This is a genomic window from Paenibacillus luteus, from assembly GCF_006542765.1.
In the GTDB taxonomy this organism is placed as follows: domain Bacteria; phylum Bacillota; class Bacilli; order Paenibacillales; family Paenibacillaceae; genus Pristimantibacillus; species Pristimantibacillus luteus.
The window spans coordinates 1-22440 of sequence record NZ_SKCD01000045.1 but is presented as its reverse complement, the minus strand read 5'-3'; the positions used below and the strand labels follow the sequence as shown (position 1 = coordinate 22440).

At 41.0% G+C, this 22440-nt stretch carries 24 protein-coding genes; 16 read left to right on the top strand and 8 right to left on the bottom strand.

The features are described 5' to 3' along the window. Positions 1 to 3: 3 nt before the first annotated feature. From E0496_RS27615 to E0496_RS27605, 3 genes are read right to left on the bottom strand one after another with little or no spacing between them, the layout of a single operon-like run. Positions 4 to 2709, bottom strand: a complete 2706-nt coding sequence (locus E0496_RS27615; protein WP_141505086.1) for an AAA family ATPase — start codon at positions 2707 to 2709, stop codon at positions 4 to 6. A gap of 11 nt (positions 2710 to 2720) precedes the next feature. After that, the gene (locus E0496_RS27610; RefSeq protein ID WP_141505085.1) at positions 2721 to 3659 is read right to left on the bottom strand and encodes an NPCBM/NEW2 domain-containing protein; all 939 of its coding nucleotides are present in this window, start codon (positions 3657 to 3659) and stop codon (positions 2721 to 2723) included. Positions 3660 to 3681: 22 nt separating this feature from the next. Further along, a complete protein-coding gene (locus E0496_RS27605) occupies positions 3682 to 3966 on the bottom strand; it encodes a transcriptional regulator (protein ID WP_141505084.1) in 285 nt (94 codons plus the stop codon). Positions 3967 to 4133: 167 nt separating this feature from the next. On the opposite strand from E0496_RS27605, the gene E0496_RS27600 reads away from it, so the two are divergent. Beyond that, a complete protein-coding gene (locus E0496_RS27600; protein WP_141505083.1) occupies positions 4134 to 5156 on the top strand; it encodes a DUF3854 domain-containing protein in 1023 nt (340 codons plus the stop codon). Between the two features lie 517 nt (positions 5157 to 5673). After that, the gene (locus E0496_RS27595) at positions 5674 to 7119 is read left to right on the top strand and encodes a replication initiation protein (RefSeq protein ID WP_141505082.1); all 1446 of its coding nucleotides are present in this window, start codon (positions 5674 to 5676) and stop codon (positions 7117 to 7119) included. 330 nt (positions 7120 to 7449) lie between these two features. Here the strand turns inward: E0496_RS27595 and E0496_RS35720 are convergent, their stop codons facing one another. Beyond that, complete coding sequence (locus tag E0496_RS35720) at positions 7450 to 7587, bottom strand: hypothetical protein (protein ID WP_161601604.1); 138 nt, start codon at positions 7585 to 7587, stop codon at positions 7450 to 7452. A gap of 134 nt (positions 7588 to 7721) precedes the next feature. Between E0496_RS35720 and E0496_RS27590 the strand changes: the two genes are divergently transcribed. Further along, positions 7722 to 8237 (top strand): hypothetical protein, encoded by a 516-nt coding sequence (locus E0496_RS27590; protein ID WP_206669885.1) that lies wholly within the window; start codon positions 7722 to 7724, stop codon positions 8235 to 8237. Positions 8238 to 8249: 12 nt separating this feature from the next. Beyond that, the gene (locus tag E0496_RS27585) at positions 8250 to 8513 is read left to right on the top strand and encodes a hypothetical protein (protein ID WP_141505080.1); all 264 of its coding nucleotides are present in this window, start codon (positions 8250 to 8252) and stop codon (positions 8511 to 8513) included. Positions 8514 to 8937: 424 nt separating this feature from the next. Here E0496_RS27585 and E0496_RS27580 read toward each other — a convergent pair whose 3' ends face one another. The 4 genes from E0496_RS27580 to E0496_RS27565 form a co-directional block, all read right to left on the bottom strand. Further along, entirely contained in the window at positions 8938 to 9558 is a 621-nt protein-coding gene (locus tag E0496_RS27580) for a hypothetical protein (protein ID WP_141505079.1), read from the bottom strand. A gap of 309 nt (positions 9559 to 9867) precedes the next feature. Beyond that, the gene (locus tag E0496_RS27575) at positions 9868 to 11118 is read right to left on the bottom strand and encodes a hypothetical protein (protein WP_141505078.1); all 1251 of its coding nucleotides are present in this window, start codon (positions 11116 to 11118) and stop codon (positions 9868 to 9870) included. Positions 11119 to 11132: 14 nt separating this feature from the next. Next, entirely contained in the window at positions 11133 to 11720 is a 588-nt protein-coding gene (locus tag E0496_RS27570; protein WP_141505077.1) for a hypothetical protein, read from the bottom strand. Next, positions 11713 to 12252: a class I SAM-dependent methyltransferase gene (locus tag E0496_RS27565; protein WP_141505076.1), complete on the bottom strand. Its 540-nt coding sequence runs from the start codon at positions 12250 to 12252 to the stop codon at positions 11713 to 11715. The genes E0496_RS27570 and E0496_RS27565 overlap by 8 nt, the downstream gene beginning before the upstream one ends. Positions 12253 to 13892: 1640 nt before the next feature. Here E0496_RS27565 and E0496_RS27560 point away from each other — a divergent pair. The 12 genes from E0496_RS27560 to E0496_RS27510 form a co-directional block, all read left to right on the top strand. Continuing rightward, a complete protein-coding gene (locus E0496_RS27560; RefSeq protein WP_141505075.1) occupies positions 13893 to 14147 on the top strand; it encodes a ribbon-helix-helix domain-containing protein in 255 nt (84 codons plus the stop codon). Positions 14148 to 14247: 100 nt separating this feature from the next. After that, entirely contained in the window at positions 14248 to 15423 is a 1176-nt protein-coding gene (locus E0496_RS27555) for a ParM/StbA family protein (protein ID WP_141505074.1), read from the top strand. A 13-nt stretch (positions 15424 to 15436) separates the two neighbouring features. Next, positions 15437 to 15868, top strand: coding sequence for a hypothetical protein (locus E0496_RS27550; RefSeq protein ID WP_141505073.1), 432 nt, complete (start codon positions 15437 to 15439; stop codon positions 15866 to 15868). A gap of 47 nt (positions 15869 to 15915) precedes the next feature. Beyond that, positions 15916 to 16287: a hypothetical protein gene (locus tag E0496_RS27545; protein WP_141505072.1), complete on the top strand. Its 372-nt coding sequence runs from the start codon at positions 15916 to 15918 to the stop codon at positions 16285 to 16287. A gap of 14 nt (positions 16288 to 16301) precedes the next feature. After that, on the top strand, positions 16302 to 16496 hold the full coding sequence (locus E0496_RS27540) for a hypothetical protein (protein WP_141505071.1): 195 nt from the start codon (positions 16302 to 16304) through the stop codon (positions 16494 to 16496). A gap of 1 nt (position 16497) precedes the next feature. Further along, positions 16498 to 16671, top strand: a complete 174-nt coding sequence (locus E0496_RS35715; protein WP_161601603.1) for a hypothetical protein — start codon at positions 16498 to 16500, stop codon at positions 16669 to 16671. Positions 16672 to 16717: 46 nt separating this feature from the next. After that, positions 16718 to 17005, top strand: coding sequence for a hypothetical protein (locus E0496_RS27535; RefSeq protein WP_141505070.1), 288 nt, complete (start codon positions 16718 to 16720; stop codon positions 17003 to 17005). 81 nt (positions 17006 to 17086) lie between these two features. Continuing rightward, positions 17087 to 17284: a hypothetical protein gene (locus tag E0496_RS27530; RefSeq protein ID WP_141505069.1), complete on the top strand. Its 198-nt coding sequence runs from the start codon at positions 17087 to 17089 to the stop codon at positions 17282 to 17284. Positions 17285 to 17294: 10 nt separating this feature from the next. Next, complete coding sequence (locus E0496_RS27525; protein WP_141505068.1) at positions 17295 to 19691, top strand: TraM recognition domain-containing protein; 2397 nt, start codon at positions 17295 to 17297, stop codon at positions 19689 to 19691. Between the two features lie 35 nt (positions 19692 to 19726). After that, positions 19727 to 20113 carry a hypothetical protein gene (locus E0496_RS27520; RefSeq protein WP_206669884.1) on the top strand — a complete coding sequence of 129 codons (387 nt, stop codon included), beginning with the start codon at positions 19727 to 19729 and terminating at the stop codon, positions 20111 to 20113. 119 nt (positions 20114 to 20232) lie between these two features. Continuing rightward, positions 20233 to 20544, top strand: a complete 312-nt coding sequence (locus E0496_RS27515; protein WP_141505066.1) for a hypothetical protein — start codon at positions 20233 to 20235, stop codon at positions 20542 to 20544. Positions 20545 to 20694: 150 nt separating this feature from the next. Next, the coding region (locus tag E0496_RS27510; protein WP_175598126.1) for an Ig-like domain-containing protein at positions 20695 to 22440 on the top strand (1746 nt) is incomplete at its 3' end.

The following is a 22440-nucleotide window of genomic DNA, read 5'->3' as shown; positions in this document are numbered from 1 at the left end:
CGTCTATTTCACCCCTCTGAAGTCATCTGGAAGCAATGTAATAAGATCATGTTGCGTTGGGTCGGGAAGATTTTGGAGTCGGACAGCTTGATTTCGCATAGCGCCTTCCAGGAGGTTACGAACAAATCGACCATTACCTGCTTCACGTACACCTTCCGCATTTCCTAAGATCGGACGAATGACTTCTGCGCAGCCTGGATCTACATTCAATCCGTTGGCCATAAGTTCGAAGATTTGAAGCATTTCGTCTACAGAATAGTCTTTAAATTCAAAGATTAACGGAAAGCGAGATTTCAGACCAGCGTTCATCTGAAAGAAATGTTCCATATCTTCGTTATATCCAGCAAGAATTACGATTAAATTTCCTCGATGATCTTCCATACCTTTAACGAGTGCATCAATCGCTTCTCTGCCAAAATCATTTTCGCCACCGCTGGCGAGAGCATAGGCTTCATCAATGAACAGGATGCCACCTAATGCTTTATCAATCACTTTATGAGTTTTGGGAGCTGTTTGTCCAACAAAGGAAGCAACAAGTCCGCTCCGATCCGTTTCGATTAGCTGACCGGATTTCAAAATCCCCATATGTTTCAACATTTTCCCAATGATCCGGGCGATTGTTGTTTTCCCGGTACCAGGATTCCCCTTAAACACCATATGTAGCGTTTGAATGGTTGATTGTGCAATTCCTTTTTCTTGCTTCATCTTCTGTACTTTCACTTGTGCAGCAAGGGCGCGGATATGCTCTTTTACTTCTTCATTCCCTACGATACTTGCCAGCTCAGTTTCAAGATCGAATGTTTCATTCTCAACAGCTCCTCCAAAGTCGGCAGCTGTAAGAGTTATAAGATCCATTTCCTCGGAAACGGACTGTTCATGTAATCGGATTGCCATGTTTCGAATCGCGCTTTCCATCAAGTTCCGGACGTAACGGCCGTTACCGGCTTCACGATTTCCTTCAGCTTTCAAAAGGGCAGCTTTGACGGTCGGAATTGCTTCTAAGGAAAGCTGATATTTGGCTTGGTCGAGCATCATCTCCATAATACGGAACATTTCATCAACGGTATAATCCTGGAACTCGAAGACGTTCGGGAACCTAGATCGTAAGCCTGCATTCACATCAAAGAATTTCTCCATATCTTCGTTATAACCGGCAAGCACGATAATGAGATTTTCTCGATGGTCCTCCATAGCTTTTACAAGCGTATCAATAGCTTCTTTTCCGAATTGATCACCATTTGCTAAGGAGTACGCTTCATCAATGAACAGGATGCCGCCTAATGCCTGTTTAACAACATCCAGAACTTTGTCGGCTGTTTGACCAACGTAAGGTGCTACAAGTCCGCTCTTGTCTTTTTCGATCATCAGACCGGATTTCAGAACGCCCATCTCTTTTAGCATTTTACCTAAGATTCTTGCAATTGTAGTTTTCCCGGTACCGGGATTTCCTTTGAAGACCATATGTAGGCTCTGGCCATTTACGGAAGTAATACCGTTTTCTTTACGGGCTCGTTGTACTTGCAACTGAGCGGACAATGAGCGCAGCATTGTCTTCACGTCTTCATTGCCAACGATTTTAGAGAGTTCAGCTTCCAAGTTGAAAATTTCCCCTTCAACATATCCGAAATCCTCTGCTGTAATCGTTCGAAGATCCTCCGATGAACGTCTGCCGGAATTTGTTAAACGGCTGGACTGTTTACGAACAGCTTCTTCAATGACGTTTCGGACAAGGCGACCATTACCATCTTCGTTACGTCCAGGAATTTGTCTTCGCTCCAGGGCTGAATATAATGCATCTCCAGCATCTCCTTCTAGAATGAAGTTATCTGCGTCTAGCTGGTTTTCAGCAATTTCAAATAACTCTTCTGGGGTATAGTCCGGAAATTCAATAATATTTGGAAAGCGCGATTTCAAACCACTATTTGCTTTCATAAACTCGTCCATTTCTTTTGTGTAACCGGCAAGAATTACAATTAAATTGTCCCGATACTCCTCCATGAACTTAACCAGCGTATCAATTGCTTCTTTACCAAAGTCTTTTTCACCGCCGCGAGAAAGCGTGTAGGCTTCATCGATGAACAGGATTCCGCCGACAGCACGATTTATAACTTCACGAGTTTTAGGAGCCGTATGTCCGATATATTCACCGACAAGATCCTCCCTGGTGACTTGAATAAAGTGACCCTTTGTTACAACCCCTAGTGCTTTAAACATTTTAGCTGCAATTTGGGCCAATGATGTTTTACCAGTACCAGGGTTACCTGTGAATACCATGTGCATAGTTTGCTTTCGTTTGCTTTGACCAGCTGCGTGACGTTCTGATTGAAGGCTAACTGTGTCCTGCAGCTCTTGAAAGTAAGATTTAACCGGTGCAAGACCAACAATGCTATGCAGCTCTGTTAATGCCGAATTCAATTCTTTTTGATTAATTTTGAATGTCGGGCGATTTGGTGAGAAGTCCATAGATGCTTTAGGGGCTGCTGTTGGTCCAGCGTTGTAAGAACCGCCATTATTATTACGATTTATGACTTTGGTGATTAAGTGGCCAACATCTCGGAATGCTCCGAAGAAGATTTCAACAAAGTACATAAAGCCTTTGTTTTTGATTGTCATAATTAGCTGTATTTCCGGGAGGATGAAAGGTAGTTCTTTTTTAAAGTCGATTGTAATTTCTTCCTCTTGATTAATACGTTGCTGCTGCCCTGACATATAAAGCCTCCTTATTTTGAAATTCTGGCATTGGCCAGGACAATACCTACTTCATTGTAATTACCGTCAGTTGCTACTTGTGCAATCTCTATTGTAAGTCGAATTACACCTGTGAGATCAGCTTCAATTGGAATTGCAAAGTCGCCGCCTGTAAATTCTTTAGTCTCAGCAATTTTTTTGTCATCTCCATACAGACGGACAATGTAAGTTGCTTTCGTATTTTTCATTTGATCATCAACACCGATAACCGTTTTAAAGGTCTTATAGTTACCAGCAAGGTTGTAATCCAATTCAACGTTTTGACCAGTTCCCCAACCGTAATTCAAGCTGAAACCCAATCCCTTGTTGTACTCTTTCCCAGCCACGCGAAAGTAAGTTTCTTTTGTCCATTGGTCTTTAGCTAGTTCCATTTTTTGAAGGTTATCGCCAGAGGAATAAAACTTTAAGTAATCGAGATCTGAAATGAATTGTGCTACTTCATTTGTGGTGGTTTCCGGAACAGGCTGTAGACCAACAAAAACCGTATCGCCTTCCCATGAGATTGGCAAATTCAATCCCCCACTCAAATAACTAGCCTTTATAAGAAGGTTTCCTTCAGAATCAATGACGAGATCGCCGGAATTAACGATATGTGTTTTACCGTCAAAAAACACTCTTGTATAAGGTGCACTTTGTAGAGCTGCTGGAACTGGAGCTGTTGGTTGGTTCTCGGTGTCTGTGCCGGCAGTTATCGTTCCAGTATTATCAGAGCTGTTAATGCTATCGTTGTTTGGTTCTTCTGTGAGCTGTGGATCTGCAATGACCGGCTGTGTAGTAGGTTGAATTGCAATTTCCTGCTCAGGCTTTTTATCGCCACCCCCGGCCATCATAACACCGAAAAATACAAGCAGGACAATGGCTACTAAGCCAACTCCCGAATAGATATACAGGTTCTTTTTTGTCATTTTCATAATTGTATGTCACTCCTTGGTTTTATTTAAGATTTAAGAAAGCTTCACCCAAAGCTGTAAGGCTATACTCTTTCGTCATACCATACCGATCTAATTGAATTAAACCCATTACTTCTAGTGGTGTAACGAATTTATTCAACAGGCTGCGGTTTATTTCAGCCGTTAAAGTTAGCCGATTCATGTTCATTGAGCCCTTTGTTTTTAAGATCATGAGAATAGATGCTGATTGTTCCGGCAATCGCTTAGCTGCACCACGTAAGTATTCCTGTAAAGTCATGTTGTCAAAAATATTGTTTTCTCTGGTCATTTAAACCCTCCTTTGCTGTTTACTCCATTAAAATAGGAATATAGAATTGCTACTATATTCCTATTATATTACACGATTCGATCTATGTATATACATAGATAGATGGTCATCTGTTTTAAAAAGGTGTTATTATAATTGCAAATGAGAGTAAAAGAAGGGCGTGTTGAGTGGTGGGTTTGAAGAATGTTGCCAGACTAAAAATTCTGTGCCCAATCTGTGGCCATAATGATTGGTGCATGGTTTCGGATGATCATAAGCTTTCTCTTTGTCAACGGATACAAAACGAACATCCCAATAAAAAGGGTGGCTGGTGGCATTCTCTCGAAGATCGAATAAGTAGTAAAAAAGAAGATTTCACACCTCGGATCGAGAAGCCAAAAGCTAATGAAGATTTACTCCATGCTATATATTCAGATCTCTTTCAACAATTCTCGTTGTCTGCGGAACACATGGAAGGATTAATTAAAAGAGGACTGACGGCGCGTGAGATCCGCGAACATGGTTATAGCACTCTACCTATAAATGATCGGCATAAGGTAGGTAAAAGATTACTTGATAAGTACGGTATTGAAGCTCTTTCGTCTGTTCCTGGCTTTTACCTGAAGGAAGGGCCTTATGGAGAGTACTGGACGATCTTTGGTGGTACTGGTTTTATGATTCCGATACTGTCCTATGATCAAAAGATAACCGGGATTCAGGTAAGAGTAGATCGTCCAACCAGTAGAACGAAGTATATTTGGCTTTCAACAGATGGAAAGAAGCAAGGAACCAATAGCGGAAATCCTGTACATGTGGCTATACCGCCAATGATTCAAAGCAACGATATATGGGTTACAGAGGGGCCAGTAAAAGCAAATGTAATTGCATGGAGGAAGAAATGCGTGGCATTAGCTGCGCCAGGCGTAGCGCACTGGCAGGAAATACCTGAATTAGTTTCTAGGCTGCGTAAGCTGCTGGCACATGATGGACGAAATATAGTTGCCTATGATTCTTCAGAATTTAATAGTAAGCCTTGGGTTAAGCAAGCTGCTGATTTACTTGCTAAAGAATTAAAAGAGCTTCAGCTCTCTCCTCTTTTCGCTTTGTGGGATTCCGTCCACGGTAAGGGGATAGACGATGTAATTCTATCGGGGAATGAAAAGGAAATTCTATTCGAATTATCATCATTTTCCAATGTTCGACTTCCGTAACCACATAAACTATGTTAATATGGTTTTAGCAAATTAGTATTTTACTAGATTCTTATGAGTCTTTGACAACTGAAAAAGCCACTATGTTTCACGCGGTATCGAAGAAGTTTCCAGCTTCTCCGAGCTGTGTCATCCGATCATCACATCGGCGAAACAGGCGCTCATCACAATGGCATTCCAGTAAACAATATAGGTTTGAAGCTGTACAAACCAGCTAAGATACTTATATTGTACCATTTTTACGCTATATTTTCAAGCGTATCAAAGGTTTTGGAAGTAGTTTCATTGTACTATTTTAAAATAGAAACCCGAGCCCTGGTATCTCCCCTTTGTGGAGATACCAGGGCTTTTTGATTTTTTGTTGGACCGATGGCACCGGTTAGCTGGTCACTCCATCTGCTCATATATAAGGTACATAAATGAATGAAAACATATAGCTCCGAATCCCGAAATTTTGAAAACTAGGGTATCGAGGGCCTGCTTTCCTATTGTCTTTTTTAAGAAAGGGTTGGTCCGAATGTCGCAGATGCTGCAAACCTCTCCGAATTTCATAGTCCCGACTACGCGCTCCGAAGAATTTTTCGGGTTGCTTTTCGGCAGCTATATGAATGCTTACCCGAAACGCTCTGGAAAGGAATACAATGTCGGAAAACGCGACAATGAACGGCAATGGGTCTTTGTCGGAACAAAAGAACGAATGAAAAGTGTAGCCACGCAATCAACTCTAAACGCTATTCTTGCAGATCCAACGTTTGAAACGCCGTTCTACACTCCGAATGGTTATTTCCGGCGCGATAAGCGCTGGACGGAATCTCTGCGCTGGATGAACGCGCTAACGTTTGATTTTGATAATTACGGAGAGTCTAGCAAAGAAGTTCTTGAACGGATCGATCGGGCAGGACTCCCACGCCCTACTGCCATTACGAGTACGCCAAGCGGTGGCCATCATGTGACTTTTATGTTTACGGAGCCGGTACGGGCTACGGAAAAAGCAATCCGTCTTTACTCGGCTATCATGTGGCACATGGCCGACGACCTGGGCGCGGATAAGGCAGCTGTTGGGGCCAATCGTATTTTCCGAACCCCAACCGAACAAAGCTTGCTGTACTTTGAGCCAGAGAACCGGTATAGCTTCGCTTTGTTTAAGGAATGGCGTGAGATCAATCATTCCTTTAATCCGTGCGCTAGCGGGTTTGTGAACGTACATACAGGCGATTTAATGAGTCATCCAGCTTTACAATATTTACTGACAAATCCATGTGATTACGGAAGTCGTGATGTGATTGCTTTTAACCTAGCGTTAGCAATGAAAGCTTCTGATTGGTCGGAGGATCAAGCCGAAACCGCCTTACTGGATTGGTTTATTTCTTGCTGCGCCAAAGGCGCACAAGCCGGTAAAAAACCATTTACGGAACGTGACGTGGAATATAAAGTAAGCTATGTCTTCCGCAGTGCAAAGTTTCATGGACCGAAAGCAGCAATCATACGGGAGCTTACCGGGATGGCTTTTTATTATCGCACTCGAAAACAGTGGGCAAGCGCTAAGCCAAGATCTGAACGTGAGCGCAGCCATCTTAATGAATGGAAAGCTGATCTGCTGGATTTACTTCAGGCTGAAAAGGAGTTGTCTGGAACACAACAGGAGCTGGCCAACCGGTTAGGATCTCCGTTGACCTCGTTCAAAGTAATACTTGGGCAGCTGAAGTCAGTCGGGAAAGTGATCGTTGAGACGCGCAGAGGGCGTGGCGGTCAGACCGTTATAAAGCTTCCAGAAGCACTAGAGAATCTAGTTGAAGAAAGTAACCTTATTATCTTCCCTGTTGTCGAGAACAAGGCGTCTACGCCCGAAGAGATCGGTATAGTCGTGTTTGCTGATTTCCGGAAACGTAAAATAGATCGCATTGAGAGATTAAAAAAAGACAAATATGCAGCGGAACAGCCAGATCCCGAGCCGCCAGATTAAATAGTCATACTCCATATACAGGGGGAGGGTGGTGGGAGGGAATACAATCCTTCTTGGAATAGGTGATGGTGCTTTGCGGAGCAAAGCGTCCTTACAATCTCTGTTCTTGTGGATAAGTTCTGTGTCTTTCTGGTTCTGTCCACACTCCCCTTTCTTTCTGATTCTGGGAGCTACTTAACCGATCCTATACACCTTGCGAAGATGGGCGCGTTAGCGCTTCATGGTGGTGGAATCCCCCGGTCTGATTGTGGAGGTTTGGGGGCAACGTGATTTTTGTTGTCCCCACTCCTCTACGATCAGATCCGGAACCGTAGCGGCAGCGAAGGCGGGTTATTTCTTTTTTCCCTTTACCAGCTGCAGTACGACTTTCTTCTTTTTTTTCTTTAGGGGTATACCCAGGCGTTTAGCGGATTCAATTGCGCTGAACGCGAGTTCTTCCATTTCTCTTTTAGTCAAATTAACTTTCATGGTGTACCTCCCTCCTCTCTCGAATGCTTGGACTATCTTTCGCTAGTGCTGCATATATTTAGGTTAGTCACCCCGGAACGAAGTTCCTACTATACTTCCTAAAGATTGAGGTGCTTGATATGGACGATAGGGCAGTGAAACAGCGTAAGGTAAGGTCAGATAAGAAACGTGCTATAGCGCCATATATTCCTGATATAGAACGTGTCTGGATTCAGCGCATAGCCAATCGTTGTGCTTTACCTGAAGGCGAAGTTGGAATACAGCTGGTGAAGACTGCTTTATTAGATGAAGATTGCATTGTATTTTTCAGCTCATATTTCAAGCGTGATTTTCGATTTACTGAGAATATTACATATTGCGGACATAAAGAATATCGTTCCATTTACGAGTACATAAATGATGACAGCGAACGAGACAGATTTAAGTTAAAAGCTTCTCAAACGCTCTACGATCAGCTCTGTGAGTTTCAAATAGGGTTAGGGGTGTCCTTTCTAGCACATGCGACCTATGCGCTTCTACGCTATGCTCTGCATGATCTGAAAACAATTCAAAAGGTAGCTCCTGGGATGTTGAAAGAAGATTTTACAGGTCCAATGAAACCAGTCACTGCATTACTCCAACCTTCCAAAGCTTGGAGCATATTAGAATAGGGTGGTGATCGTATGGGACTGTGGAAAGACATGTTTATCGAATCGCTTAAACACCGAACGGTTATGTCCAGGCTATCGCGAAGCGATTACTATAAGCTGAAGATGATTTGTGAAGCCATTAACGAAAATGTTGATGCTGATCACGAAGTCACCCCGGAAATTATTGGGACAAGGGTGCTAGAAACTTTCATTCGAGAATCGTTTCAGGATAGCACGAATCGGATCGTTAAAAAGGTAATTCCTGAAGCTCGTAAAAGGAAGACTACTGGGGGATGAAGATCCGGCCGGAGTCGTTTACTTGCAGCTGCCAGGGAATCTATCATCAGTATGGACAAATAATAGAGGGAATAAACCAAGTAGAAAAAGAAAAAGACAAGAAATGAGTCAAATGAAATAGCTCAACCAAAAAAAGGGAGCACAGATCATAAGAAAATCATTCTTGTCTTAAGCCGGTTGCCAGGAGATAAATAGATCGTCACAAAAAGGAGATCAATATTTATCAAATAGGCGATAGTACACGATAGAATAAAGTTAGTCGAGAATAGAAATTTTAGCACCGGTTGCAATAGATAAATAATGCATAAGTGCTAAAAATTCAGTTTCAAAGAATTCTGAGGTTCTTTGAGGTGGAGCGTAAAGGTATACTTTTGCAAGATAATAACCATGAGAGCAGCTGCAAACATCGAGCGTAAAATGATTATTAAGACCTTGCATAGCGAGTACCCTTTTCTCTGGACAAAGTACGATTACGGCGAGCGTTAATAAGATCATTATTGAATCGGTTTTGATTCAATTTAACAGTGACTAAATACACAACGTTTTTGTCATAGTTCCATGTTTCCGTATAGCCATAGAGTTCTAATTCAATTTCGTGAATATCTGCAACTTTACGTTTACCGATCAACACGTTATTGGTTTCAGAAAACAAAGCCGGTCCGTAAACAGAAACTTCAAGATCATGACGTTCTGCAATTTCTTCAGCCAGGCCAAAATGAAATGCTTCCGATACAGACAGTTCCAGGTAATAGTTCATATCAGCCTTTGCATTAGTCAGTTCTTTTTCCAAAGCAGCAATACGGCGTTCTTTCTTCCGTTTTTTTGCCTTGTAAACAGCACGGACTATCTTATAGGTTATGAGCAATACCAAAACTGAAATTCCGACATAAATCGAAATCGTAAGAATCTTACCAGCGACAATGCCAGCCTTTTCCAAAAATGCTTCTACCTTCTCCTTGTTTGCCCCAAGTAGCGCCATTCCAAGTAGAATAAGTCCCAACAAACCAGTAAATCCATCGTCACCATTATTTTGCCTTTTGTTCATAAAGCATTCCTCCTTGAGATATGTTTTTTTAGGATTGTCTACGGACATCCATCTCGAAATACCATTCAGTTAGAGAATGATAAATCCAGATAGAAGTCCGTAGGACAACCCCTAAAAACATCTCGCAGATCATCTGCTTTAAAACAAATACAAGACAAACGGCTACGAGAAAATTATACCATTTTTTCTATCTTGCAGCAATGAAAATATAACAAATAAAACACTGAAAAGTAGTTATTCTATGAGACAAAAAAAAGCGCGGCAGCTGCGCGCTTTCGAATCTTCTGATAATTTTAATAGGGTACTTTTTTAGTCCATTTTTGCTTGCAGCTGTGAAATAATTTGCTCTAAATCTTTTAAATCTGACTCATGTACTAAGAGGTCAGAATCACCTCTTTGAAAATATCGAGCTATATTAGTGTTTGTAATAATGTACTTCTCGCAAAGATTCTTGCGATTAGTACGCTTTTTCTGTATATCAGAAATGGATCTGTTTCGCTGACGAAAGACTTCTTTTAAAACCTTATCGGCGCGTTCCTGGTCCTTCTCACTTTCGCAAAGAACACGAAGAGTAAAGCTACCATTCATGAAGCAATCACATATGAGGTTTACATCATCAATTAATCTATGATAACGAGATTTAGAAGAGTCATGATAATGGATTATGACAAGATCCAGTTTAAAGCCTGCATCCGTCAAACTGATGTTCTCAAAATAGCAGTTACGATCAGGTAAGATCGACAAACACTTTTGTACAAAAGTAATATAATCAAGTTTAGTCTTAAATTCCGGTACACCATCAGCGAATACCTTCCGCGCTTGGTATTCTTCTACACAATCTATTGCGCCGCCTTCAGCTATTTCAGGAATCTTAAATGGTGGCAACCCCTTGGATTTTTCTTTAATAATTTCCTCCTGGATCTGAAGTTCTTTCATTATGCGGGTCAAGTTGGCTCTCTGTTCGGCTAAGGTAATAATTCGGTTCAGATTAGCCGCTGCATTCTGTGAGAGCTGCCGGATCTGCTCTTGCAGATCGGACAGCTGCTTATTGATTCCGGATAATTGGTCGGTGACTTCCTTTTGTTCCAGGAGTATTTTCCGGCGATCCCAAAGAAGCCGGTTAAAAAAATAATCAGGACTTATTTGTATGAGCTGGTTGGTTCGCAGGAAATATTCAGCTCGCATGAAATGATCGAGCAGCTTATTGTTTGATTGCTTCTGAACAAACGGATTTGCATTTTCTTTCTTCGTGTACCATTTTACCGCTCTTGTAATAGGAAATACGTAATGGCAGCCCTTGAAGCTCCCTTCTCCTAGTACCTTCAGCTCAACCAATTCATTCACAGCATTGTGGCCGGTCATTTTAGATTTACCGTAAAGCTCGCGCCATTGTGTTTTGAGAATATACGGAAAATATTCAAGCAGCACTTCCAAGAAACGCTTGTAATGTCGGTCAATGGTGGCGTGGATCGCTGGGTCGATTAACACCCCGGATATAGTCATAGATTCAAAATTGCTCGGATCTTCATGATAAGCCCGAATTTCTTCAATTAACCCCATAGGATAAGCTCCTTTCAAAATTTGTAGATGCCGCCCAAGTATTGAGCGGAAAATGCTTCTTTCTGCGCAATGTCAGCTTCATTATAGTTTTTGGTCACACATTCAAAAGCCATATATAGACCGGTGTTAGGATCTTGAATGGCTGCGTCCGGTACAGCTTTGAAGTGGCCAGAAGGATGCTGCTCGGTCATTTCTTGCTTGAACGTAAGAAAGTTGTCCTGGGCCTTCGCTTCGTAATAGAGCTGCATTTCAGTTTTCCAAGTTTCTTGTATCTCCGGATTTAGCTTCAGATAGGCAACGGTCAGCTTTAGGTCATGTTTCAGGTGGTTGGACTGGGATCTGTACCGGTAACTGGGATCGAGCTTAAGTTCTTTATTGCAATAATCAATGCCTTTTTTATCGAGACGAATTAAATCTTGTTGGATGGAGATGAAACCACTTTTTTCAAACTTGGCCAATCTTTCACCGTGAAGCTCATAATGTTTTTCAAGCTGGGATTTTGTAACAACGCCAGTACGCCAAAGATTTTTGAGCGCTCTTTGTTCAGCTGTTTTTACAGCCTTGATATACTCACTTTTCTTACCGCGTCTGCCTTTAGCCATTCGTTAATCCCTCCCTTCGTTGGGCAATAAAACTGTCTTTGTTTTTATGTAGGATGATCCAGAAAGTGGGATCTAAAAGTGCAATTATGTCTTCTGAATTTGTAGAATTACCGAACGATAAAGCAGGTCTATATGTACTGGTTTTTTTGTTGTTTAACGTACATATTAAGTAAGAATTATGATTAGATAATCTTGTTATTTCGTCTATTAAACCTCTCCTATTTTTGATAAACATAAACAAAAATGTTGCTATTATAATGTCGAATTTATTATCAATAAAGTGCATTTTATTTTCTAAATTATGTTCGATATAAGTAATATAATCTGGTTGATTTGGAAAGGTATATCGGTCAATGCAAGTGATTTTTTTGAAACCAATTCGGTGCATGAAATTTGCGTGTCTCCATTTTCCAGAACCTAAGTCTAAGACCTGGTTATCAAATGAAAGTGTAGTTGAATAAGACTTCAGAAAATGGAGCAGATAAGGCGATATGATCTTTTCAAGCTTGGGAGGAGCAACACGAAGATCCATTAGGAACTAGCTCTCCTTTCATTATATTGTTTTAAGTTTAAGCATCGGTATAGAGCAAATCGACCGATGCGGAGACTTGTTACAACCGCATGATACTCATGCGAAGATTTCATGTTTAGGAGATTCAATTGCATGTATCGGGAAAGAGCGAAGCGACCGATACGGAGATTGAATCTTTGTTTTTGACTTATTGTTTCAATGCGAAGCTTTGAAACAATCGCATGATTCCATCATGCGAGGCACTTAATCTTTACCTTGGTCAGCTGCTAGACAAGCATTCAAATTACGTTCCGAAGGAAACGTAATTTGAATAGAAATCGCGTTTTATTTCGCGTTTTTTTGCCCCATATAGGGGCAAAAATAGCGGAATAAAAGTTGCGGAGCAACACGCGATTTCGTGCTTGTCTAGCGTAGCTGGACAAGGCCGAAAGCCCCCAAGAGTTTGGGGGCGGCCCTTCGCAAAGCGAAGGGTTCGGAAGGGGTTGAAGGGAGCCCGGACACCGTACACAGGCAAAGGAACGCGCTCTGCGCGCGCGATAGCGGTTTTGGCCCAAAGGGACAAAACTTCCGGAGCCGGCCGCGTGCTATCTTACACGATACCAAGTTAAACGAGCGGTAGCGAGGTTTAACTGTATCGTAGTAAGATGGCCGCGGGTGTAGGTGATTCGGGCTCCATGATTTATGTTGTATGCAGCATGGGGAAAAACCCATGCGTAGTACGGCATAAATCTATTTCGGGAGCAAAGCGACACGTATATGCCCCTGTGTAGGCTTGCGTACAACGATCCATGTACGATATGAAATATCGTAACATGGTTCGTTGTTTGGCGCAACGCGCCAAAACGCAAGGCTACACAGGGGCATAAGTGTTTCGGTCCCTCTTAGGATCTGACCGAAAGGGCAGATCCTTCCACGCGGCAGCGTGGACAAAGAGGGTCCGGAGCATGCCTTTGACTTTTGTGATTTTTCCCTGCGTGAGCTGAAGGCGAACTCAATGCAGAGCATTAACATTTAGTAGGGTGAAATCATTTTCACGCTTCCAGCGTGAACAGACTTTAATAATATAAAATACAATGCGAAATACATTGTATTTTATATTTCTTTTATATAACTACTAATAGATGAGTGGTGACAGTGAAAAGTACTGAAAGCCAATAGTTGTCGGGAGGGAAAGAAACGAAGGGAAGGATTTTAGACGGAGGGCGATGATAAGCATAATGACATTTCTTGGGGTGGGCTAATCCTAGCCTGGATGGTCTTAGAAGATCCAAACCGTTTGAAGGGTCTCCAGAAGACGGTAGCTGTGCTGTGGTGGGAGCTAGTCACCACGCAGCACATACGAGAAACCAGGACGCTCATTCTACTAATTGAAGAACCAGGCAGCTGTGATCTGAACGGGAGAAGGTTAAGTAATTCTTTCACCGCCGAATGTTGCTTGAAGCTATCGGGATCGGGAAGATAAGTTTCAGTTATGGAAGACCGGAATTGTAGGTGAATTCCCTTGTCACTTTCTGCGCAGCTACATTCATTCTTTTCCAGTCAAAAGAAGGTGGTATCGTTTGAATTTGCATGGTAAAATATGTTCATATAATATTGTAAAACATATTGTAAATAACATTGTATTTATGGAGGTTAAATCTATGGGGAGAAAACCAAAAACTGCAACATATGAAAATGCTATTCTACAATTAATAAGTAATGAAAATACAGGGAAAAAGACAATATCAATTACTTTGCCTGAATCATTAATTAGTGATTTAGATTACATTGCACGTGAACTTGTTAATGGCAATAGAAGTTTAGTGTGTGAGAAGGGACTCTTAGAGTTTGCAGAAGCGTGTAAAGCCTACATTGAGAACGGAAAAAAAAAGGTTAAGCAAGAGGGAGAAAAATAATGTCTACAAAATGTCTACAAATGCATTGACTGTTGTAGACAAAACGTCTACAATGTAAATATAGGCAATACATTAACGTCCGTAAAGGGAGTGGATCAGTTTGGTACTTACAGTTAGAAAAGGCTCTGTGGATATTGGAAACTCACGTATTAAAGCAATTTTCGGTGATGGTGAGAACGTGCTGGACATGCCTAACGTGTTGGCGGCTCATAGTGAGGAACGAGAAATCATCCAGGGCGAAGCCCCCAAGGATGCACTTCACGTCAAAATCGTTTCTGGCGCATTGAACAATGGAAATGGTGGAGCTGGTACATACGTGATCGGCAACTTAGCCGCTGCTCAACATCAAAATGACGAGCTGACTTATGAGGATGCAAAATCCGTACACGATCAACCGGTTATTATGCTATTGTCCGCGATGGCCCTTGATGCCGCAATGAACGCTTCCTTATTTAAGGACAACGATGGTGTAATTGAAGCCGACTATTTCTTGTCTACTGGATTGCCATTGGGAGAAGCAAAGAAGAAAGGGACGCGAAAGGCATTCAAAGAAAAGCTGAAGGGCAATTCGCATGAAGTGACCTTCCTGACTACTCCGGGTTATGAAAACAAGAAAATTCGGATTAAGTTCCATGATGCGCTTATTAATACGGAAGGCCATGCGGCCATGATTGAGCTTACGACAAAAACTGACGGATCGCCACGCAACGAAGATTTAATTAATAAAATGGTTCTTATACATGATATTGGTGGACTTTCGACAGACGATGCTATTATCAAGCCTGATGGAACGGTGGATAACATTAACTCCGATGGCGAAAAAGAGGGTCTTTCCAGTTACCTTGACGAAATTATTCGGCGCGTAGATGATGAATTCGGCGTTCGGAAGTATTTCAAAAGCCGGGGTGAGCTGATTGAGAACCTTACGCACAAAGACCCGGAAGAAAAAATGCACGTTTGGATTAATTCGAACCGGCATTCGTTCAAAAAAATCGTTGACGAAATTCTTGGACGAGCTGCCAAGGCACAGTATGACATTCTCAAAGGCATTTGGGGCAAAGTTCCACGGATTCAAGTCGCATATCTAATCGGTGGCGGTTCGTCAATTCTGAAAGATTACATTATCAAACTGAACGAGAACGACCGGAAGTACATCATCAAGTTTGAAGAAAAGCCAGAAGATTCAATTTGGATGATTGTTCGGGCTTACCACAAGCTGCTAAAAATCTATTTATCGGCAAACGGTATCCAGTTGACAGCTGCAACTAAAGAATAGGTGTGATTTTTGGATGGATGATGTTTTTGATATTTCAAAGCCCGTTTCATTCAGGCTTCCTGTAGATACTGCCCAATCAGTCCAAGATTACCTAAATGATTTAAAACAACAAGAGGGGCGTAAGTACGGTAGCGCCTGCGCTTCTCTCTTTGTTTCAGCAATAAATGACAAATTGTCTTCTGCATCCATTGGTGGTGATAAGATGGTCCTTCATCTTCCTGGGCCAATTACTTCTGAACAAAGAGAATGGCTTGAAACTCCAATGACTAAGCAAATATTAGGGCAATGGATTTATCAAATGATGACGCAGCCGGGACAATCATCAGTCGTGAGTCTACCAGGAAGCCTACCATTGGAACAGAAACAAGATGCAGATAATAGTTTTCAAATTAAAAATAAGACCACAAGTAATCTAGCTATGAATTTGTTGAATGATGACGATTAATTGAAGATGGGGGCTATCAGCCCCCAATAAGGAAGGAGACAAGAACTATGAAAATTAAATTAGGTTTTTACGCAGTAATTGCATTGCTTTTCATTTTTGTCGGGATACCGGCCATCGAAAATATTGGTGGAGGATTCCAAAAAGACGTTAGCAACATGTCAGACCCGAACAAACTTATGAACATGAACATTAATCCCAATGCTTCAGGTATGGAGTTGTTCGTAAAAATGACCCCTAAAGGATCTGAAGCAATTTCCAAAGAAATTGACGGAATTGGTTCTTTTATGGAAAGTTTACTAACAATAGTTATTATTCTAATAATTTGTGCTAGTGCATTTGCATTCTTTAACTATCGCGCAAAGGTAAAAGAGGAAAACGGACGCCGTTACGGACGTAGCCGGTACAATGACAGATGGTAGGGGAGGGAAATACTATGGAAATTTTAGTTTTCTTCGTAATTGCGTTTATTATTGTTCGGTTCGGTATATCCGTTATAGCTGGGGTTAACGATTGGTCGATGCAGCGTAAATTTGTTCGTCATTATAATGGAAAGTATGGGCAAGGAAGCTACAAACGCGAAACTAGACTAGCGCGTATGGAACAAGAAATTGCTGCCAAGAGGTTATAATATGAAAGTTTCGCGAGAAGAATTTGATGGTGAGTTTCAGAAGGTAAATGCTTCATGGGGTTATGAGAATAAGGAAGTAGACAAGAAAGGCAAAGAGCTGATTTACAAGCGTTTAAATAACGAAATTACTGAGGAAGAATTCAGTGAAGCTGTTAAAAAACTTATAGACGAGTAATCAATATTTAATTTATTTTAATCAAACAGTGAAAAGAGGAAAGAATATGAAATTTATTAACCTGTTATACAGCGGAAAAACGTATAGGAATATCATTCTTGCTGCAATTATTCTTGTAGTACTAACTAGCGGATCGATTCAAAATGTTTCTTCTGATAATCCAACAACCTTATGGGCCTTTGCTTGTATCTCATATGCTGCCATTGCCTTGTTCGCAAGTTTAATAAATTTACTTTACAACGGAATTTCGGATCATTTTTCTAGAAAAGAAGCCCTTGAAAAATGGGAGAGTCGAATGAAACGTAAGGATGAAAATCGTGGTTTTATTGCTTAAATTCAAAAATGATTTTTTTTGCAGTCTTCGTAACAAGTTTACGGGCGAAAAGTCGTTATTAATGAAGGGCGGGTGATTTGAATGATACTTAAGTGGTTTTTCTCGCAGATCATTCAACTTATGGTCATTGCTGTAATCGGAATTGTTTTTATAAATTACACAATCGGCATGGACACTTTGGTAAATATGCTTCATCAGGCAAAGGATGGCTTGTCTATGATAAGAGATCTGCAAAGTGAGCTCGGTAATTTCGATATAAACAGTATGATGAATTACTAGGGGGATCTGCATGGATAGTTTTATATTGGGAATCATGGGGCCGGTTCTCACAATGCTTGTACTGGCATTTGTCGCCTTTATGCTCATTTGGTGGATAGCAGGACCGCAATTAGCGTTTGGTTTCGCTGGTAAGTGCATCAGTGGGGTTACGTGGGTGTTGAAAATTGTTTTTATGACCTTATCATTTGTATTTCGACGATTTTTCTTCATGTCGAAGGAATATGTCAAAGATGATAAGAACAAAACCTCTGTGTGGAATGCTACAGCTGCCGTGGTTGGTATTGTGACTCTACTTTATGTAGTTGGCTCATTACGAACAATTTATGAAGTCTATGCCTGGAAAGATGATGGTTGGTTAATTCTAGGTTTTATTGGATTAGCATCTATACGGGGATCGTTTATTATCAGTAATGCACCATTTATGAAGGCGACGAAATTCACAAAAGAATGGTCTAGTGTTTTAGCTGAAGGAATATGCGGCTTGGCGTTCGCCAGTGCAATTGTAAATTTGGAACTATACTTCTTACATGAACACTTTCCAAAATTCTCACTTGTCGCTGCACTAATTATCTATCTTGCTTTCCTATCGTACATAGCTGTTAAGCTGACTGAAGGAACTGGTAGTAAAACGGTGTTGGATCAATTTGAGGATGCACAAAAGAGAGCCGGTGATGGTGACTCTATCATTAGGCAGCGAGAAAAGGCTGATTTACATATTGTTAACACAAAGCCGAATCTTGCTAAACCTAAAATGGAAGCGAAAATTATTCCAGAAGGATCACGCTTCCAACATACGCAAGTTATTGGGCCAACCGGTACAGGTAAATCTATCTTGCTCAATAATATGGCTACACAGGATGTTCTCGATCCTGGAACCGGTGTTATCATTCTTGAACCGACAAAAGATGTGGTATGGGGCCAAAGAGCAATAGCTCGTAAGGTTGGAAGGAAATATTATTTTATTGATCCAACAGATCCCGAATCGGATGTTATCAACCCTTTAGATGGTAATAATATCGACAAAATTTGCGTTATGAACGCAAGGGTTTTTACCAGTTATCTAGGGACCACCGCCAATCAGTTTTATAAGGACGAACAGGAGGATGCCCTTACATTGGCAATTAAAGTTGCCAAAACAGTAAAAGGTGACGATGCCACATATGCAGATATACTAGAGATTGTTAGACCGATTAACAAGGCACTACGGCAGCAATATTTGAAACAAATAACAGATCCCGGTATTCGCAACGATCTAGCCGAATTCGCGGAAATGTTTGAAGATCCGAAGCTGGCACCTCAAGCTCGGCAGTATTATAAGGGCTTGAATACCTATCTAAAGAAATTAACTGGCAATAAGCATATGCGTCGAATGCTATGCTCTAAAAGCACGGTTAATTTAAAAGACATATTTGATAACGGTCATGTGCTTCTGATTACGACTGATTATCCTGAATTATTGGATCTTGGTTTCGTGCTTGGGCGCTTGATGATAAACTTGATTCAAACAGAAACATTTAATCGTGCTGGTATTCCCGATGAAATTCGAGATAAATTACCACCTATGGCTATGTATGTGGATGAAGCGCAAAACTATGTAAGTGAAGCGTTCGCAGAGATATTTGTAATGGCACGTAAAGCCGGGATGATGATGAATATTTTCCATCAGGGTCTTGCACAGCTGCGAAGAATTAGTGAACTGCTGGAACAAAGTATATTTGACAATGCCAGACAAAAAGTCATTTTTGGCGGCACAAACATTGAAGACTGTAAAATGCTATCTGATAAAATCGGTCAGTATTGGGAGCATCTAACCACTACTAGCCAAGCGGTATTCAATCCATTGCAGATCAACTCTATGAAAAGGGACGAATTGCGTTTGCGAATGCGTCCGGATCAAATTCACAAGCTTCCTGGATTTAATACGAAAACATTTGAACCAGCAGAAGTCCTTTGTCTCTTTGTAGTCAATAACGTTATTGAAGATGAACTAATTGGATTGGTAGGGCCGCTGCCGAAAACTATCTTCCGCGATTCAGAAAAAATGACAAATACTATAATTGAAAGCCATGCTGAAACAGCCATTGCAGCCGCTCAAGACGATTCCAATAGTGACGAATCCGAGATAGTCAATTATACTAACACTGACAACGAGGTTGAACAGGATAGTATAATTGAAGGAGAAGTTATTGAGGAATCGGAAGAGGAAACGTCACAACCTCAGGAAGGTAAACGACTGAGGCGCAGAAAGCGTGGTGCTTCTAAAGATTCCAATATTGAAGCAGCTGCAAATGACGAAGATACCCTTGTCCTCAATGACATGCATGAACAGCAGGATATTCAAACCGAAGAAGAGAAAAACCGTCTATCGGAAGATGAAATGTTGTTGTTGATGCACGACGATAAGTAAGGGTGTGGTAATTCGTAATGGTTCAAGGCTTTCTAATGCAAGCCGAAGAAAAGAGTGCTGAAGAACTTATTCGTGAGCTGAAAACGAATCAAAACTACACCATTGAGCAGCAAGGCGTGATGATCGTCAAGCTAATGGACAAGAAAGATCTTCTTCGGCATATGGATGTTGCTGAAATCCTTGGAGTAAGCCGATCTTACATTTCTATCCGGATCGCAAAGGCTCTAAAGCAATACCCAGAGCTGCCACGACCGAAGCGTAAAATGGGACGACCTAGAAATCGGACCATTGAATTGGATGAATTTATATCGGATCAGAAAATTCCGATTCGCTTGGTAATCAAGGATGGCAGCCGAAAAACTAATGAGCAAGTTAAAGATTATTTACAGTTGGCCGTTGATAATTGGCCGGAAAAACCCTAATTCGCTTAAAGGGGGTTAGGGTTTTTCCCTAAAATCAACGTAACAACTTTTTTAAATAGAAGTAAATTTATATATAAAGATAAACGTTTACGGTGTTACAATAGGAGGGAGGAACTACCATGCTTGAAATTATGAAGAACGCACTACAGAAACTTAATTTTGGAGGAAACGAGGGGATAGAAGTGAGTAATAATTGTCCAGAGTGTAAGACGGGAGTTATGGAGCCGATTGGTTTTTTTGAAGTTAAGTCTGGACCAATGTCGTTATATTTTGGTCGGGATGCTCCTGATAATCAACCGGCCATCAATATGTTGATGTGTAGTAAAGAGATTTGTGGCTGTATCCGTTTCGCTGGTGTTCCAGGTACATTACGAATTGTAAACGAATTAAGGAGGTCGATCCAAAAGAAAGAAATATATGCAATAGGATAGGCGTAACAGAAATTATCCAGCCAAATGTAGGGGTTTAAGTTTACAAGAAGTAAACGCAAAGAAGCCTAGGGAGTTAGAAACCTGGGCTTTCTTATATAAAATCCACAAAATTAAAAGTGACTATAATGTAACGAAAAGGGAGAAATATACATGAAGAAGATGAAGTCTGTTTCGATTTTACTGATAGCGTTATTATTTTTACAGATCCTTCCTATATTCAGAATTACTGCATACGCTGCCGATCCTGAAGCTTATTTCCCGGATGTAAATCTTAATAAGGAAATTCATGAATGGTTAAGTATACCAGTGACGGATTCGGTTTATAAATCGGATATTGAAAAAAAGCTTGCTGATTCTCCTACGACCTTCGGTAGATGGCTGGATTTTAGTAATAGCAATATAACTGACTTAACTGGTATGGAGATATTTGAGGGTCTACCCCTTACGGCTATAAGTCTAGATAGTAATAATATAACTGATATAACACCGTTACAAAATATCACCGATTTAGACACACTATTTATGCGGATTAATTATATTGAAGATATTACACCCTTAAAAAATCTAATCAATCTCAAAACACTAGATATAGCCGATAATAAAATATCCGACATTTCCATTGTTACACCATCAAATTTTCCTGGTATAGATGATTTATCTATTGGTGGAAATAGTATAAGTGACTATTCTATTATTGGTTCTTTAACAACCCTTAAAAGACTTTATATTGGCGATCAAACTTCCAATGACGAAGCAACACGAAACAATTGGGAGATATTAGCCGATAATATTGACTTTGTGAGAAGTTTGGACTTGGAATATCTAAACATAGAAGGATCGTATGTAACTGATTTAAGTCCAGTTAGCGGTTTAAGCAATCTGTATTCGTTCTATGGTGCAGACTCTCGAATTACAAATCTTTCAGCACTTTCAGGTTTAGTAAACTTAACTGAATTGAGAATTGACAGTAATTTTATAAATTATTTAGATCCTGTTAACCAAGGTGTTATTAATTTCGTGAAGTCCCAGCCGGGATACTATTACAATAATAATGCGCAGAAAAAGTTAGTTATTGCTGACCCGGTTACAGCTTCTATTAAAGCAGCAATTAATATTACGAAAGGGAATACATATTCCCCGCATTATAAGTATTTCTTTACACTTGATGGCACAACTTTTTCTAACTCGATTTTTATGGCTAGCCCATCATATACATCCTTTACAAGTAGTGATTCAAATATTTTCACAGTAGATAGTAACGGTTTAATTTCTGCAATCAATACTGGTTCAGCACAATTAGATGTGAAAATATTTAATACTACAGCTGATTATACAATTGCAACTGCTACTGTAAATGTAACGGCTGCGCCGGTGACGCTCCAAAGCATTACAGTCACACCAGCAACAGCAACAGTCCAAGTAGGCAATACACAGCAGTATACAGCCATAGCGAACTTCTCTGACGGATCAACACAGGATGTGACGAACGTTGCAGCTTGGGCGCTTGGAGATCCAACGAAGGCCACCATACATGCTTCAGGACTTGCAACAGGAACAGCAGCCGGGAACACGGGCGTGTCGGCCACATGGAATGGGATGACCGGAAACGCCAGCTTGACGGTGACAGCTGCGCCGGTGACGCTCCAAAGCATTACAGTCACACCAGCAACAGCAACAGTCCAAGTAGGCAATACACAGCAGTATACAGCCACAGCGAACTTCTCTGACGGATCAACACAGGATGTGACGAACGTTGCAGCTTGGGCGCTTGGAGATCCAACGAAGGCCACCATACATGCTTCAGGACTTGCAACAGGAACAGCAGCCGGAAACACAGGCGTGTCGGCCACATGGAATGGGATGACCGGAAACGCCAGCTTGACGGTGACAGCTGCG

Coding starts and splice junctions, on each gene's coding strand:
- E0496_RS35715 (WP_161601603.1), top strand. CDS start 16,498: ATGAAAGTTTCGCGAGAAGAATTTGATGGTGAGTTTCAGAAGGTAAAT.
- E0496_RS27560 (WP_141505075.1), top strand. CDS start 13,893: ATGGGGAGAAAACCAAAAACTGCAACATATGAAAATGCTATTCTACAA.
- E0496_RS27575 (WP_141505078.1), bottom strand. CDS start 11,118: ATGGGGTTAATTGAAGAAATTCGGGCTTATCATGAAGATCCGAGCAAT.
- E0496_RS27550 (WP_141505073.1), top strand. CDS start 15,437: ATGGATGATGTTTTTGATATTTCAAAGCCCGTTTCATTCAGGCTTCCT.
- E0496_RS27515 (WP_141505066.1), top strand. CDS start 20,233: ATGCTTGAAATTATGAAGAACGCACTACAGAAACTTAATTTTGGAGGA.
- E0496_RS27540 (WP_141505071.1), top strand. CDS start 16,302: ATGGAAATTTTAGTTTTCTTCGTAATTGCGTTTATTATTGTTCGGTTC.
- E0496_RS27585 (WP_141505080.1), top strand. CDS start 8,250: ATGGGACTGTGGAAAGACATGTTTATCGAATCGCTTAAACACCGAACG.
- E0496_RS27545 (WP_141505072.1), top strand. CDS start 15,916: ATGAAAATTAAATTAGGTTTTTACGCAGTAATTGCATTGCTTTTCATT.
- E0496_RS27530 (WP_141505069.1), top strand. CDS start 17,087: ATGATACTTAAGTGGTTTTTCTCGCAGATCATTCAACTTATGGTCATT.
- E0496_RS27615 (WP_141505086.1), bottom strand. CDS start 2,709: ATGTCAGGGCAGCAGCAACGTATTAATCAAGAGGAAGAAATTACAATC.
- E0496_RS35720 (WP_161601604.1), bottom strand. CDS start 7,587: ATGAAAGTTAATTTGACTAAAAGAGAAATGGAAGAACTCGCGTTCAGC.
- E0496_RS27535 (WP_141505070.1), top strand. CDS start 16,718: ATGAAATTTATTAACCTGTTATACAGCGGAAAAACGTATAGGAATATC.
- E0496_RS27520 (WP_206669884.1), top strand. CDS start 19,727: ATGCAAGCCGAAGAAAAGAGTGCTGAAGAACTTATTCGTGAGCTGAAA.
- E0496_RS27580 (WP_141505079.1), bottom strand. CDS start 9,558: ATGAACAAAAGGCAAAATAATGGTGACGATGGATTTACTGGTTTGTTG.
- E0496_RS27570 (WP_141505077.1), bottom strand. CDS start 11,720: ATGGCTAAAGGCAGACGCGGTAAGAAAAGTGAGTATATCAAGGCTGTA.
- E0496_RS27605 (WP_141505084.1), bottom strand. CDS start 3,966: ATGACCAGAGAAAACAATATTTTTGACAACATGACTTTACAGGAATAC.
- E0496_RS27525 (WP_141505068.1), top strand. CDS start 17,295: ATGGATAGTTTTATATTGGGAATCATGGGGCCGGTTCTCACAATGCTT.
- E0496_RS27595 (WP_141505082.1), top strand. CDS start 5,674: ATGTCGCAGATGCTGCAAACCTCTCCGAATTTCATAGTCCCGACTACG.
- E0496_RS27610 (WP_141505085.1), bottom strand. CDS start 3,659: ATGAAAATGACAAAAAAGAACCTGTATATCTATTCGGGAGTTGGCTTA.
- E0496_RS27565 (WP_141505076.1), bottom strand. CDS start 12,252: ATGGATCTTCGTGTTGCTCCTCCCAAGCTTGAAAAGATCATATCGCCT.